Source organism: Phyllobacterium sp. P30BS-XVII, assembly GCF_014138335.1.
Lineage (GTDB): Bacteria > Pseudomonadota > Alphaproteobacteria > Rhizobiales > Rhizobiaceae > Phyllobacterium > Phyllobacterium meliloti.
The window spans coordinates 505,187-519,402 of record NZ_JACGXO010000004.1 but is presented as its reverse complement, the minus strand read 5'-3'; the positions used below and the strand labels follow the sequence as shown (position 1 = coordinate 519,402).

Genomic DNA, 14,216 nt, shown 5'->3' with positions numbered 1-14,216 from the left:
CTGCGCTCCGGTCTTGCCTATAGCTGGCATTCGATTGAAACGGCCCGTTCGGTTGCCTTCCCCGGCTTTGCCGAACATCTGAATGCCGATTATGACGCATCAACCTTCCAGGCCTTTGGTGAACTGGGCTACCGGATTGATACAAACAGGGTTGCCTTTGAACCCTTTGCCAATCTGGCACATGTCCGGGTGAAGACCGATGGCTTTACGGAAAAGGGCGGTGCAGCAGCACTGACAGCCAGAAGCGATACCACCGATACGACCTTCACCACGCTGGGTCTTCGCGCATCGGCACCCTTTGCACTGGGAACGATGGATATCGAGGCGCGCGGAACAATCGGCTGGCAGCATGCCTATGGCGATATTACACCAAATTCGACGCTTGCCTTTGCCACCGGCAATGCTTTCTCGGTGGCGGGTGTGCCAATTGCCGAGGATACGGCGATGGTTGAGGCAGGTGTCGACGTCAAGCTCAGCCGCAATGCAACGCTCGGTCTCACCTATACCGGACAGTACGGCTCGGGTCTTACGCAAAATGCCGTTGATGCGAAGCTGAATGTCAGTTTCTAGGAAGACGGTTCGTCTCTCTGCTCATGGCGGTTGTTTTGCCGCCATGGCACATTACGCGCAACCGTCGAATGTCAAATTCAACGTCGAAGCGTCCCGCCAGTGTTACGCGAAAAGAGCTGAATTTTGCTGGTATCAAGTTTAAGCCCAATTGTGTCGCCGAGTGCAATCTCGGTTTGACCATCGACATGCACGGCTGTCGGGGTGCCGTCGGCGGCACTGATATACAGATGCGACTCTCCGCCCAGCTGCTCGATGTTTTGAACCACGCCTTTGATATCTGTTGTTTCGACAGGGCCGAGCGTGACATGACCTGGGCGAATTCCCAGTGTCACGGGCAGGCCATGGGACACAAGGAACGTCTCGCGGCTCACGGGAATGCGCTCGCCAGAGTTGAACTGAACAAAGGCCTCCTGGCCATCAGCGGCATGGATTGTTCCCTGAAAGAAGTTCATTTTGGGCGAACCAATGAACCCCGCGACGAAGACATTGGCAGGGTTGTTGTAAAGTTCAAGCGGTGCGCCGAACTGTTCAACTTTTCCACTGCGTAACACGGCAATCTTGTCAGCCATGGTCATGGCTTCGACCTGATCATGGGTAACGTAAATCATTGTATTACCGAGACGTCTGTGCAACCGGGCGATCTCGCCGCGCATTTCCACACGCAGCTCCGCATCGAGATTGGATAGCGGTTCATCGAACAGGAATATTTTCGGCTCACGCACCACGGCGCGGCCAATGGCAACGCGCTGGCGCTGTCCGCCCGATAGCTGCCCGGGGCGTCTGTTCAGCAAAGGCTCGATTTGGAGCATCTTTGCAACCTCAGCGATCTTCTGCGCAATCGCAGCCTTTGGTGTGTTGAGATTTTCAAGACCAAAGGACAGGTTCTGGCGAACAGACATGTGCGGATAGAGCGCATAGGACTGGAACACCATGGCAAGGCCCCGGTCAGCGGGCGGAACGTCGTTGACCACTTCATCATCAATGGCAATCTCGCCATCACTGATCGGTTCAAGACCGGAAATCATCTTGAGCAATGTGGATTTGCCGCAACCTGACGGGCCGACAAAGACACAAAACTCACCAAAGGCAATATCGAGATCAACACCCTTGATGACCTCAAGCCCACCATAGTTTTTCCTGACGTTGCGAAGCACAAGTCTCGACATTGGCGGCTAACTCCCCGTGGTCAGGTTGACGTTACGCATCATTTGCCACCCGTAGAGGCGATGCCGGTCGCGATGTATTTTTGCAGAAATGCGAAGACAATGGCGATTGGAACAAGCACCAGCACCGTCATGGCGAGCAGATTGCTCCACTGGGTTGTCAGCTGTCCCTGGAATGAATTGAGCGCCAATTGCAATGTGAACTTGTCGTTCTGGGACAGGACGATAAGCGGCCAGAGAAAATCGTTCCAACGCCACATGATGGCAAGGATGGCAAGGACAGCGATTGCCGGGGCACTGAGCGGCAGGACAATACGCCAGAAGATTTTCCACTCGCTGGCCTTGTCCATGCGGGCTGCATCGAGAATTTCATCAGGAATGGTGAGCATGTACTGACGCAGCAGAAACACGCCTGTGGGTGTCGCGGCGCCGGGAATGATGACACCCCAGAGACTGTTCAGCATCCCAAGCTCGCGGGTGATCAAAAAGAGCGGGACCAGCACCACAGTTTGCGGAACCATTAAAGTGCCGACAATCATGGCGAGCACGGTGCTGCGTCCGCGGAAATGATATTTTGATAGGGCAAAGGCGGCCATGGAATTGACCAGCAACATGATGAGCGTTGCCATGGTTGTGATAAACACACTGTTCCAGAGATAGCGCAGAAAATCAAAACGCTTGAACAGATCGCCATAGTTTTCGAAGGCAAAATCAATGCGTTCGACTGGTTTGCGGTCGGCCAGCGGCACCTTGATAAGGTCCTTGGGCGCTTCGGGTCTGACAAGCTGCGAGACAAGGCCAATGCGCCTGACCTGACCGGCTTGCTTGCCCGCAAATTCGCCATTGGTAATTTCGAACAGCGGGAGCGGTTTGTCGTACCCGTCAATGCTGATCATCTCCTGAGCATAGGGCAGGAGCGTGGGTGGAAAGCGTTGCAGCTCCGCTTCACTCTTGAAGGATGAAAGCACCAGCCAAAGCACCGGCCCGAACGTGATGACAATACCGAACAGGAGATAGGCGTAAGACGCCCAATCCGTCCAATGCAACCGGCCTATGCCACGGGTTTTCGTCAGGAAGGCAAAAATCTTACCCATCGGCTTTGCTCCTCGTGACAGAAAGCTGGATGAGGGTGAGTCCAATCAGGACGATCGCCAGCAGGATGGAAGCGGCGGCGGCCAGACCGAACAGACGCGGCGTTCCGGCGAAACCCGTTTCGTAAATATACTGGATAATGAACGTCGTCGCCGAACCCGGTCCGCCACCGGTAAAGGCATAGACCTCGTCAAAGGTCTGGACGCCCTTGATCAAGGCAAGCAGCAGGACAACAATCATGGTTGGCATAAGCAGTGGCAGCGTGATCCGCCGGAACGTCCGGAAGGGTGAGGCGGCATCCATGAGCGCGGCGTCGTAGACATCGCGTGGAATAGCCTGCAGCCCGGCAAGCAGGATCAATGTGTAAAAGCCCATATGGGCCCAGACTGACAGGAAAATTGACCAGATAAATGCCCAGTTCCGGTCAAGTAACCAGTTGTACGGGGTGAGGCCGAACGCATCCATTCCGGCGTTGAGAAGTCCCTCGCGCTGCAAAATCCACTTCCAGATCAGCGCAACCACCACCGGCGATAGAAGAACAGGAAAGAAGAACACGCTGCGGAAAAAGCCGCGCGCCCGTATTTTGCCATTCAGAACAATGGCCGTAACGAGAGACAGACCGACCATAAACCCGACCTGTAAGGTCACGAACCAGAGCGAATTGTAAATGGCGCGCCAGAACAGATCCTGCGTGCAGGTGTTCGGGTCAAGATGGTTGGTGCAGGTGGCCAGCGTTATGAAATTGTCGAACCCGGCAAATGTCCGGTCACTCAGCATGACCTGATCGGTTCCAGTCAGGGCATAGATGACGTTCAAAATGACAGGCAGAAAAGCGAATATCCCGAAGAGGATGAGATTAGGCAGAAGAAACACCCATGCGATGCGCCGCAGGCCAAGCCGCCTTTGAGCAAAGCGCATGGGTATTTCGATAATGTTCATGATCGCATTCAGGAGGGCGGTCATGTTGCACATCCCTTCACGGTTGATATTGCGTCAGGTCGGTCAGCGAGCAGTTTATCGGCGTTATTTGCCTGCCGACTGAATCGCCGCCGTCACATCCTGCTTGGCCTTTTCCATTGCTTCATCAATAGACATTTCGCCGACGATCGCCTGCGTCACGCGTTGCACCGTTATGTTGTACATGGTGCGGCTGTTCTTATAGCCCTGATAGGAATAAGCGATGGGTGACAGTTTGGCGATCTGGGCATTCCAGCCCTTGAGAGCCTTTGCCACGTTCTGCGAAGCATCTGAATAGGCCACACCCTCCTTTGCCACACCTTCATGGGCAGGGACGTTGCGGGTCTTGCCGATAAACTCGGCGTAATTGTCTTTCTGGGCGATATAATTAATGAGTTTGGCTACAGCCTCAGGGTTTTTGGTCTGCTTGAAGCCGACGAGACCCGAACCACCGGGCATGCCGGAACAAGCGGCAGGTCCACAGGGCGAGCCGACAACTTCCCAGTCGAAACTGTCGCCGATTGCCTTGTCGAGACGCTGAACCTGCCAGCTTCCGGAGTAGTAGAATACGAGTTGGGCATTGATGAATTCCTGCGCCGCATCCTGATAGCTTGTGCCACCGATACCAGCCCAGACATCCTTTGCCATGGTGCCGTCCTTGTTCCAGTCGACAAACTTGCGCATGAAGTCTGCAAATGGTGCGTCGACAAGAATGGGATTTCCGGCATCGTCAAAGATTTTCGCGCCGTTGGAAATGGCCGGACCCGCTATGCGATGTCCTGAGCGGTCCATTGCCATGGGGAATGGCACGCCTGTTGCCTTGGCAACCTGACGCGATGCCTCAGCCCATTCGTCCCAGGTTGCCTTTTCACCCGGCACCGCAACACCAGCCTGTTCGAACAGGGTCTTGTTGATATAGGCGCCGGTAATGGTCAACTGGATGTTCATGCCATAGATGCCCTTATCGTCAGGGCTGGTGCGTGACCACCGCAGCGTATTGCCAAAATTGGTGTTCCAGTAATTGGCGTCGACATAGGGCGTCAGGTCGAGAAAATACTTGGCCAGTCCGCCAAAATCTGTAACCAGCGCCATATCCGGGCCAGTACCCCCGGCAAGCTGGACAGGCAGGTTTTCCAGAATGGCCTTGTAGCCTACCTCATCGATAACAACGTGCGTGCCGGGATTGTCTTTCTCATATCGATCAAACAGGGATTTTAGCGTGGCACATTCATTGCCATCGGCAGCGCACATGAAACGAATATCATCCGCCGCCGCAGAGCCTGTCCACAAAGCAATGACCGACGCCAGAGCTGCACCAGTCCATTTGAGATTGCGCTTGTCCATCTGATATCCTCCCATATCGTTGTGAACATTGATCTGATTTTAGGCTATTTCGGTGTCCATCCCTTATAGAGCGGGTGTTCGTGGTTGAGCGGCAGCTCGGCAGTTCCTCCCGTGCGCGCCGTATGATAAATCGCCGTGACCATTTCAAGCGAGCGCCGCCCGTCCGCAACCGTTACTTCGTTTCCGCTCTGGCCTTCGATGGCATCGGCAAGAGCATCGAAGAAACCGGCAAAACCGGAATGCACCTCTGGAACAGCATTGACCACCGCATCGATTTCCGCCTGCCGTGCGGGGTCCCGGGCAAGAAAATGCCACGTATCTTCAGCCGGTGTATAGGGGGCTTTTCCGCTTTCGGCGGTGAAGCCTTCGAAGCAAAACCGGAAGTGGCTGGTATCATCAGCAGCGCCAAGTGTTATAGAGCTGGTAGCCAATGCTCCACTCTCCATTTCAAACACGATAGACGCGCAATCCTCTGTCTCGATGGGATTGACCCGCGTCGCGGCGAACGCCGTCAGGCGCCTGACATTGCCCATGACATAGCAGAGCAGGTCGTGATTATGGATTGCGTGGCTGAGAACAGCACCACCCTGTTCGCCCTTCCATGTGCCGCGCCATGGAATGTCATAATATTCAGCACGTCGGCACCAATGCGTTTCAATGCTTGATGTATAGGCTTTGCCGGCAAGTCCCTTGTCGATAAGCGCGCGCAGTTGGGCGAATCCCCGGCCAAAACGATATTGGAAAACAGGCGAAAGGATGCGCCCGGATTTCTGGACGGCCGCCGCGAGCAAATCCGCTTCATGCAGCGAGCTAACAAAGGGCTTCTCACAGACCACATGTTTTCGGGCGGCAAGCGCTGCCATCGACACTTTGAAATGCAGGTGTGGCGGCAGGCAAATATCAATGAGGTCGATGTTGGGATCAGCCAATACCCGGTCGAGATCCGGTTCAATTCGGATTGAGGGGTCAGCGCCCGCTACTTTTGCTGCACGCTCCTGATCAAGATCACACAGCACAGAAACCGTGAAGCGATCGGGGAGGGCTCGATAGCCCTTGAGATGGCTTGCGCCGATACCGGCACCAATGATGGCCACGCGAATTGGATTAGCCATGGCGCGCACCTGCAGTGGCTTCGGCTAGTAACTGTGCCTTGATGGCAAGTTCCATGACTTTGAACGCGTGTGCCTGTGGCATCGCATTGTTCGTACGGTTGCGGATATCATCCGCCAGCCTGGCAAAATAGGGAAGACCGGCATCGGACGCGTCGATCCTCTCGCAGCGCGTACCGTTGACGAGGTAGAGATGATCGGTGCCGTTGTCGCGTGCCACATCGACATATTTGCGAAGCTCAATATAGCCTTCTGTTCCAAGGATGGTCAGACGTCCGTCCCCCCAGGTTGGCAGGGCGTCAGGAGTGTACCAGTCAACGCGGATATAGCAGTGGCCCTTATCGCTGCGCAGCGCCAGACAGCCAAAATCCTGTAAGCCCGGATCATCCGGATTGGCGTGGTTAGCGACTTCGGCAAACAGGATTTCAGCGTCCTCAGAGCCAGTGAAAAACAGGAACTGGTCGATCTGATGCGAAGCGATATCGCAGAGAATGCCGCCATATTTATCCCGTTCAAAAAACCATTGCGGCCGCAGATGACGGTTAAGACGATGCGGACCGAGACCAACTGTCTGCACGACCTTTCCGATTGCACCGGCCTGCACGAGTTCGGCGGCTTTTGTCACGCAGGGAACTTCAAAGCGTTCTGAAAAATCGATTGACCAGATCCGTCCGGTTTGGTTGACGGCTTTCCGGATGGCTTCGAGCTGTTCCAACGTGGTGCAGCCCGGCTTATCAACCATGACATCTTTGCCGTGCTCCATGGCTTCAATGGCCCTGTCAGCGCGCCGCGACGGCACATCGGCAATCAGCACGAGATCAATTTCAGGATTGTTCAACAGTTCTTCACGCGTTGCCGCGCGCGGGATATCGGGAAACCGCTTGATGAAACTGTCGAGGGTTTCGGGTGTTCCCTCCGTCCACCAGCCGACAAATTCGGCTCCAACATTCATCATGTTTTCCGATTGGCCGAAAATGTGCCGGTGATCGATGCCGATGGTGGCGAATTTGAGAGGCTTTGACATTCATATATTCCACGGGGCGAGGGTTACGGAACGTTCGGTGTTTGCTGATGCGACAAGCGCATCAATCAAGGCGTGGACGGCAAGACCCGCTCTGCCTGAAATGAGCGGCTCGGTGTTGTTGGCAACCGCATTGGAGAAATCGCGGATAATCTCCTGATGCCATTCATGGGTGAAGGCCATCGGATTGGCACCGCCGCCGGTGCCTGCTTCTTCACCGAAAACATCAGTTTTGCCGGTGCGCCAGGTGACAATCAGTTGTCCCGCATCCAGACGCGCCGACGCCTTGTCACAATGAAGGGTGATGGTTTCGCCAGTGCCGGGAAAACTGGCTGTACTTGCAACGAGCGAGCCGATGGCGCCACTATCGAATTCCAGCCCTGCGGTAACGTAGTCTTCAGCTTCCATCTGGTGGAACGGGCTGGTTCTTGCCATGGCCTGCACTTTCCGTACTGGACCAGCAAGGGAGAGGGCAAGATCAAGCGAATGGATTGCCTGCGAGATAAGAACGCCGCCGCCGTCCCGGGCGTAAGTTCCGCGTCCCGGCGCGTCATAATAGGATTGTTCCCGCCACCACGGCACTATAATTTCTGCAATACGGATTGACCCGAGTGCCCCGGTTTTGAGCATGTCACGAAGCTGAATTGACGCCTGCCGGACGCGGTGCTGAAAGATAATGCCAAGCTTGACATGATGATCTTCACAAAGCCCCACAATCTCCTTCGCGCTTTCCAGCGTTCGTTCGATTGGCTTTTCCATGAGAATGGATTTGCCCGCAGCTGCAAGCGTCTTGGTCATCTCCAAACGCGCATTAGGCGGCGTTGCGACAATTACAAAGTCTATGGCGGGATCGCTGGCAATTGCTTCGACTGAAAACACCGGTTCGGGGCGATAGCCGAGAATGACAGCAGCCTCATCGGCAAATTGGGTGGTGCGCTCCCTGTTTCGACCACAAATGGCTTTGAGGTGGATGTCGGGTGTTAGCGCGGCAATCGCCCTGATGTGCGTGCTTGCAACCATACCCAATCCGATCAGGGCAATTTTCATCGGGCCTCCCTGCGCCAATGCCGGTGATGCAAAGTTCACCGATATGTCTTCGATAGCACACCGGTATACCGGTTGTAAATCCAGAGAATACCGGTATACTGGCTAAGCATATTCAGCATTCGCAAGGTAAACCAGACGTGTCAGATGGCACCAAATCTTCGGATAGTGACGTACCGGCTGGTGGACTGGCCAACATATCTTTTGGCCAGCTGGAATATGACCGGCCGACAGCATCCCAGATTTATCCTGTCCTGAAAAATGCCATTCTCAAAATGGATTTGGAACCGGGACGCCTGATTTCCGAGATGGAAGTCGGTGCGCGGTTTGGTGCCAGCCGCACGCCGGTGCGCGAGGCATTCGCCCAACTTCGCGAAGCCGATCTGATAACGACACGGCCAAGTCGTGGTACGTTTGTTACCAAGCTCAATCTCAAACGATTTCTCGAAGCGCACTTTATCCGGGAAGCTATCGAAATCGCCAATGTCATCAAATTGTGTGACGTCGGGCTGGCTCCTGAGTTTGAGCGGGAGCTTGCCGAACTCATCGTCAAACAGCAGTCGATGGTTGATCAGCACAGTGACCTCGCATTTCAGGCGCTTGACGATCAGTTCCATTTGACGCTGGCGCGCGCGACAGGTTTTGAGCGGGTTGCCGGGCTTTTGGAGCGGGAGAAGATGCCGCTTGATCGCTTGCGCGTGCTCTCATTGCGGAATGCCGACCACCAGCTTGTGTTGATCGAAGAGCATAAGCGCATGCTGGACACGATTGTCAGGCGCGACAAATCAGAAGCTATAGAGGCCACCCGCATTCATCTGGGATCAATCCTCAATGCCCTGTCCAGCCTTGCCAAAAAACACGCCGATTATTTTGACGAATAGATGAATTCTCATCCTGTTTAACCGTCCTCCATCCGCAACGGCATGTGCAATGACGCTCGAAACCGTCCCGCTGCAACGTGTTCTGCTACCAGTGAAGCCTCTCCGGGGAAATGCGCCTTAACGCGATGAGCAACGTTCGCCAATCCAATGCCAAGACTTTGAGCGCCCCTATTGACGATATTGGCAGCAACGTCATTTTCGACTGACAGATGCAGCGTCCGTCCGTTTCTCGCTGCACTGATGACAATTTCAACTTTACCGGGTGAGCGCCCCACGCCGTGTTTCACAGCGTTTTCGATGAGGGGTTGCAAGATCAGGCTAGGGACCATCGCGCCATCGAGTTCAGACGGAATGTCAAACCGTATGACCATACGATCTGAAAATCTTTCCTTCTCGATTTTGAGATACTCATTCTGCAAAGCCAATTCATCGGCTAACCGCAACTCCTTCATGGGGTCGAGTTCTAGGGTTGACCGCAGGAATGAAGAGAGGGACATGATCATACGCTCGGCTCTTTCCGACGCGCCTTCCTCAATCAGGCCAGTAACAGAGTTGAGCGTATTGAAAAGGAAATGCGGATTTACCTGATACTGCAACGCGCGCATTTGAGCTGATAATGCCTCTTCACGCGAGGCAATCAACTTCAGGTCACGATCACGAACGTCCAGATGGTTGAGCAGCGCGACGAACAGAAATGACCAGCCAAAGAAAATCGACATGCGGTAGCAAACTGCGTAGCCATAATCTGCCAGGCTGAACGGCACGACAGCGGGTAGCATGATCAGATAATAGAGATAGTAGTCCAACATCGACGTACACAATGATGCAACGAGCGACAGCAGGAAGCAGACGGTGATTTGTGCGACATAGCCTACACCTTTCATGCGAATAAGCAGGTGGGCGATGAACATAGCCACGAGCACAAAAACAATGGCGAGAACAAGTTTTCCAAGTGCGGGCTTGATTGGATTATCGCCGATGAAAAACCAGATTGGGCTACTGATCAGGTACTCCGCAGCCGTGTATATAAGGGCAAGTCGCAAGGTAATGCCACGCAATTGATTGGTGTCCAAAACACTGGTGGGTACTGTTACGGTCTGTCCCATGCGATATCCTGTACTGCCTGAATCCCGATGCAACCTAGTGCAGATCCAAGTTGATACGACAGGATGTCAGTAGAACACCATACTCATCCTCTAGGGTTTCTCGCCTCAATGCTGACCCGCCATCCGTCTAAATGGCTGTGGCTGCCGTCAATTGAATGGCGCTGCGTGGACAGCGGTTGATTGCTGAATTCGATAAAATCCAAATGCTTGCCCGGTTCTCGAGTTGACATTTAAGATCGAGTTTTGTCATGTGAAACCAAAGACGTGGGTAGGTGAGAATGAATTCGCTTGATGAAATTGCAGGCCGTCGGATGGTCAAGCCGCGGACGGCGGCTGATCATGTCGCAGATAGACTTCGCGAAGCGATCGTTAAAGGTCTCATCGAAGCCGGTACCGCTTTGCGGCAGGACGATCTGGCGACTAAATTTGGTATCAGCAGAATGCCTATCCGGGATGCGCTTCGCCTTTTGGAGGCAGAAGGCTTTGTTTCGATCCATCCGACGCGCGGAACCTTTGTCTCGCTGATTGATACGGGTGAGATTCGTGAAATTTTCATCCTGCGGCAATTGTTGGAATGTGCTGCCCTGCGGGATGCTTTCCCGCATCTCACTGCAAAAGTTCTGGACGATGCGGACCATATCCTTGATCTTATCGAGGAGAGTACTGATTTCAGCCAATGGGGTATGCTCAACCTCGAGTTCCACATGATCCTTTACCGGCCATGCAAGAACAAGCGATTGCTTGGGGTGATCGAAGCGCAGAACAACGCTGCCGAGCGCTATATCCGGTTTCTTTCCACGATCAGAGATTTTCGCGGCCGTTCCGGTGCGGAGCACCGTGATATTATTGCTGCCTGTCGTGAGGGAAATGAGACACTGGCGATCGAACGGCTGACATGCCATCTGCAGATAGGTTGCCTCACACTCACCGACGCGGTCGAGAACCGACCTTAAATTTACGGGCAAGCCTCGTCATTTCTGTACATTTATGCGTCAGCAACTATTCAGATATATCTATGGATTTGAATCAACTAAGGATTGAAGCGAATTATGCGTCTGCGCGATTGCCACAATTTCCATGATTTCAGACGTTTGGCCAGGCGCCGGCTGCCGGGACCGATCTTCAATTATATTGACGGCGCAGCCGATGATGAAGTCACCTATCGCCGCAATACGGAGAGTTTTGAACATTGTGATCTGATTCCAAACGTTTTACGCGGGGTCAAAAATATCGATACATCCGTCACTGTGATGGGGCAGAAGCTTGCGGTGCCGTTCTACTGTTCGCCAACAGCGCTGCAGAGATTGTTTCATTATCAGGGCGAGCGTGCGGTTGCCGCAGCGGCCGCCAAATACGGGACAATGTTCGGAGTGTCCTCGCTTGGCACGGTTAGTCTTGAAGAGCTGCGTAAGTCCCATTCCGGACCACAGGTTTATCAGTTCTATTTCCACAAGGATCGCGGTCTGAACAGGGCGATGATGCAGCGCGCCAAAGATGCGGGTGTCGAAGTGATGATGCTGACTGTGGACAGCATCACCGGGGGTAATCGCGAGCGCGATCTGCGCACCGGATTTTCGATCCCTTTCAAGCTTAATCTGGCGGGCATGTTACAATTCGCAATCAAGCCGCAATGGGCTTTGAATTATCTTACCCATGAACGCTTCAGTCTGCCTCAGCTTGACGAGCATGTGGACATGGGCGGGGGCGCCATGTCGATCAGCCGGTATTTTACCGAAATGCTCGACCCATCGATGACTTGGGATGATGTAGCCGAAATGGTTCAGTACTGGTCAGGACAGTTCTGTCTGAAAGGTATCATGTCGGTGGCTGACGCCAAGAAGGCGGTTGAGATTGGATGCACGGGTATCATTCTGTCAAACCATGGCGGGCGGCAGCTGGATGGTTCGCGTGCAGGTTTCGATCAGCTCGCCGAAATTGTTGATGCTGTTGGTGATAAAATCGATGTGATCATGGATGGCGGCATCCAGCGTGGAACGCATGTGATCAAGGCGCTTTCTCTGGGCGCCAAAGCCGTCGGCGTAGGGCGCTATTACCTTTATCCTCTTGCCGCCGCGGGTCAGCCCGGTGTGGAGCGCGCGCTCGGCCAACTGAAAGTGGAGGTCGAGCGCGGGATGAAGCTTATGGGTTGCACCTCGGTGGATCAGCTTAGCCGCGAGAACCTGAGGCTAAGATAGGCCCCGGAATTATCAGCTATCGCGCAGTCACCCAATCATGCCATTCGTCTTCGCTGCCATGGAATACATTGAGGTCGATCCGGCCATCGACGCCATGCGACAGGCCCGAGCCTGAATATTGCCAGAAGAGCCAGCGCCGTCCGGGATAAACTTTGGACGGATGTTCTGCTACGGCGCGCAGCCAGAAGTGATAGTTGGGAAACGCATCCTTCAGATTGTCCCGATAGAAATCCGGAGCGGTATATATGATTGGGCGCTGGCCGTAATGCTTCTCCAGCTTGTCCATGAATACCTGCATTTTTTCCAGCACAACTTCGCGTGAAGGGCGCCGCTTGCAGCTCGACTCGCCATTCCATTCGACATCGATTGCCGGCGGGAGGGCCCCAGCCTCGCGGGGTACATTGCGAATGAACCAATCGGCCTGTTCACCTGCCGTACGGCACCAATAGAAGAAGTGATAGGCACCGCGTTTCAGGCCAGCCTCTTTGGTATTGCGCCAGTTCGTCCGGAACATGGGGTCCATATGATCCCCACCATCAGTGGCCTTAATGTAAGCGAAGTTCGCGCCCTGCGAGCGCAGGTTTACCCAGTCGACGTCACCCTGCCAGCGCGAAACATCGACGCCATGCACAGCGAGTTTCCTTGGCGATGCCCGGCCGAAATTGATGGGTTTTGCGTCGCGGAAACGGCGACTGTAAATCTGCATACGGCCTTCCCGGGCCGGGCGCATTGTGGGGTCTGCCGGGATAAGCTGTGCGACTGTCTTTTCCGGAGGAGCCGGGACAGCAATTATCTTGGCGGGCGGTATGAATGCCGTTGGTTCTGGTACAGGTCCGGCCCATGCCAGCATCTCCTGCCGATGCACAGGCGGGGAGGTGACGGTTCTCACATCAACCTGAGGCACAGGATCGCGTGGCCTGACAACCGAACTGGTTGTTTCCCGCGAGGGGCGCTGTATCGCAAGGTCATCAAGGCTGGAGCTTGATCCGCAACTCGCCAGAACCAGGCACGTAAGCATGACTGTTAGCACACATGGAACACGCATAAGCACCCGTACTCGAAATAGCGATCAATGACCCAAAAGAACCCGGCTGGATTCATCAATCTCAATTGCTATCAGTAAATTACTAGGAAAAGCTGAATCCCAATCTTAACCATAAATCGCGATGAAAATGCGCTACGGCGACCGATGAGAATGACCAATAAGCAAAGGAAACTGTTGGTCATTGGCGCAGCTGGTAACATTTAGATGGTGTACCCAGTCTGACAGATGGACAGAGGGACTATCACCCGTTAGACACCTCTCATGATACTCCGCTTTGATCGCACGTCATTTACTGTGGCCGTCTTCCTGCTTTTTGTGCTGGTGCTTCTGGCAACATTCGGAGCACAGTTGGGATGGATAAGGAGCTGGGCAGGGGATGTTCTGGCGACCATCTGGCTGTATTTTGTCTTCAAATCCGTGATCGAAGCGCGGCTAGCCTATCTTGTTTTTCTGGCGTTTGGATTTGGGGTGGCCATCGAACTGGCACAGTACCTCACCGTTTATTTTAATATCGCTATTTCCAATCGATTATTGAGAATTGTTTTCGGAGCCACCCCCGATTAGTGGGATGTTCTGGCCTATGCAGTCGGAGCGTCGATTGCCTGGATTGCTGAGATTTTGTTTCGAACTGAAAATCCTGACAAAAACATCTCCAGACTGCACGGTACTGTGGACCAATCGTAAGCAAC

14 protein-coding genes are annotated in these 14,216 nt (G+C 54.0%); 5 read left to right on the top strand and 9 right to left on the bottom strand.

Going from position 1 to position 14,216, the window contains the following annotated elements:
• Nucleotides 1–570 (top strand): autotransporter domain-containing protein (locus FHW17_RS14650; RefSeq protein ID WP_182510186.1); only part of this gene is annotated, 570 nt, incomplete at its 5' end.
• 77 nt (nt 571–647) lie between these two features.
• On the opposite strand, the gene ugpC is transcribed toward FHW17_RS14650, so the two are convergent.
• The 7 genes from ugpC to FHW17_RS14615 are packed head-to-tail and all read right to left on the bottom strand — an operon-like array spanning nt 648 to nt 8,303.
• The gene (gene ugpC, locus FHW17_RS14645) at nt 648–1,736 is read right to left on the bottom strand and encodes a sn-glycerol-3-phosphate ABC transporter ATP-binding protein UgpC (RefSeq protein WP_112527985.1); all 1,089 of its coding nucleotides are present in this window, start codon (nt 1,734–1,736) and stop codon (nt 648–650) included.
• Nucleotides 1,737–1,774: 38 nt separating this feature from the next.
• Complete coding sequence (locus FHW17_RS14640; RefSeq protein ID WP_112527983.1) at nt 1,775–2,827, bottom strand: carbohydrate ABC transporter permease; 1,053 nt, start codon at nt 2,825–2,827, stop codon at nt 1,775–1,777.
• Complete coding sequence (locus FHW17_RS14635) at nt 2,820–3,788, bottom strand: sugar ABC transporter permease (protein WP_113096515.1); 969 nt, start codon at nt 3,786–3,788, stop codon at nt 2,820–2,822. Before FHW17_RS14635 ends, FHW17_RS14640 begins: the two co-directional genes overlap by 8 nt.
• A gap of 60 nt (nt 3,789–3,848) precedes the next feature.
• The gene (locus FHW17_RS14630; protein WP_182510185.1) at nt 3,849–5,126 is read right to left on the bottom strand and encodes an ABC transporter substrate-binding protein; all 1,278 of its coding nucleotides are present in this window, start codon (nt 5,124–5,126) and stop codon (nt 3,849–3,851) included.
• 44 nt (nt 5,127–5,170) lie between these two features.
• Nucleotides 5,171–6,238 carry a Gfo/Idh/MocA family oxidoreductase gene (locus FHW17_RS14625; RefSeq protein ID WP_112527977.1) on the bottom strand — a complete coding sequence of 356 codons (1,068 nt, stop codon included), beginning with the start codon at nt 6,236–6,238 and terminating at the stop codon, nt 5,171–5,173.
• Nucleotides 6,231–7,259 carry a Gfo/Idh/MocA family oxidoreductase gene (locus FHW17_RS14620; RefSeq protein ID WP_182510184.1) on the bottom strand — a complete coding sequence of 343 codons (1,029 nt, stop codon included), beginning with the start codon at nt 7,257–7,259 and terminating at the stop codon, nt 6,231–6,233. Before FHW17_RS14620 ends, FHW17_RS14625 begins: the two co-directional genes overlap by 8 nt.
• Nucleotides 7,260–8,303, bottom strand: coding sequence for a Gfo/Idh/MocA family oxidoreductase (locus tag FHW17_RS14615; RefSeq protein WP_182510183.1), 1,044 nt, complete (start codon nt 8,301–8,303; stop codon nt 7,260–7,262).
• Between the two features lie 137 nt (nt 8,304–8,440).
• Between FHW17_RS14615 and FHW17_RS14610 the strand changes: the two genes are divergently transcribed.
• The gene (locus FHW17_RS14610) at nt 8,441–9,181 is read left to right on the top strand and encodes a GntR family transcriptional regulator (protein WP_112527971.1); all 741 of its coding nucleotides are present in this window, start codon (nt 8,441–8,443) and stop codon (nt 9,179–9,181) included.
• A 17-nt stretch (nt 9,182–9,198) separates the two neighbouring features.
• On the opposite strand, the gene FHW17_RS14605 is transcribed toward FHW17_RS14610, so the two are convergent.
• Nucleotides 9,199–10,287 (bottom strand): histidine kinase, encoded by a 1,089-nt coding sequence (locus tag FHW17_RS14605; protein ID WP_210275892.1) that lies wholly within the window; start codon nt 10,285–10,287, stop codon nt 9,199–9,201.
• 278 nt (nt 10,288–10,565) lie between these two features.
• Between FHW17_RS14605 and FHW17_RS14600 the strand changes: the two genes are divergently transcribed.
• Together FHW17_RS14600 and FHW17_RS14595 are read left to right on the top strand one after the other, a co-directional pair.
• Nucleotides 10,566–11,240: a GntR family transcriptional regulator gene (locus FHW17_RS14600; RefSeq protein ID WP_112527969.1), complete on the top strand. Its 675-nt coding sequence runs from the start codon at nt 10,566–10,568 to the stop codon at nt 11,238–11,240.
• 96 nt (nt 11,241–11,336) lie between these two features.
• The gene (locus tag FHW17_RS14595) at nt 11,337–12,482 is read left to right on the top strand and encodes an alpha-hydroxy acid oxidase (protein WP_182510182.1); all 1,146 of its coding nucleotides are present in this window, start codon (nt 11,337–11,339) and stop codon (nt 12,480–12,482) included.
• Nucleotides 12,483–12,498: 16 nt separating this feature from the next.
• Here FHW17_RS14595 and FHW17_RS14590 read toward each other — a convergent pair whose 3' ends face one another.
• On the bottom strand, nt 12,499–13,527 hold the full coding sequence (locus FHW17_RS14590; RefSeq protein WP_112527965.1) for a GH25 family lysozyme: 1,029 nt from the start codon (nt 13,525–13,527) through the stop codon (nt 12,499–12,501).
• A gap of 261 nt (nt 13,528–13,788) precedes the next feature.
• Between FHW17_RS14590 and FHW17_RS14585 the strand changes: the two genes are divergently transcribed.
• Nucleotides 13,789–14,091 carry a DUF2809 domain-containing protein gene (locus tag FHW17_RS14585; RefSeq protein ID WP_182510181.1) on the top strand — a complete coding sequence of 101 codons (303 nt, stop codon included), beginning with the start codon at nt 13,789–13,791 and terminating at the stop codon, nt 14,089–14,091.
• Nucleotides 14,092–14,216 lie beyond the last annotated feature (125 nt).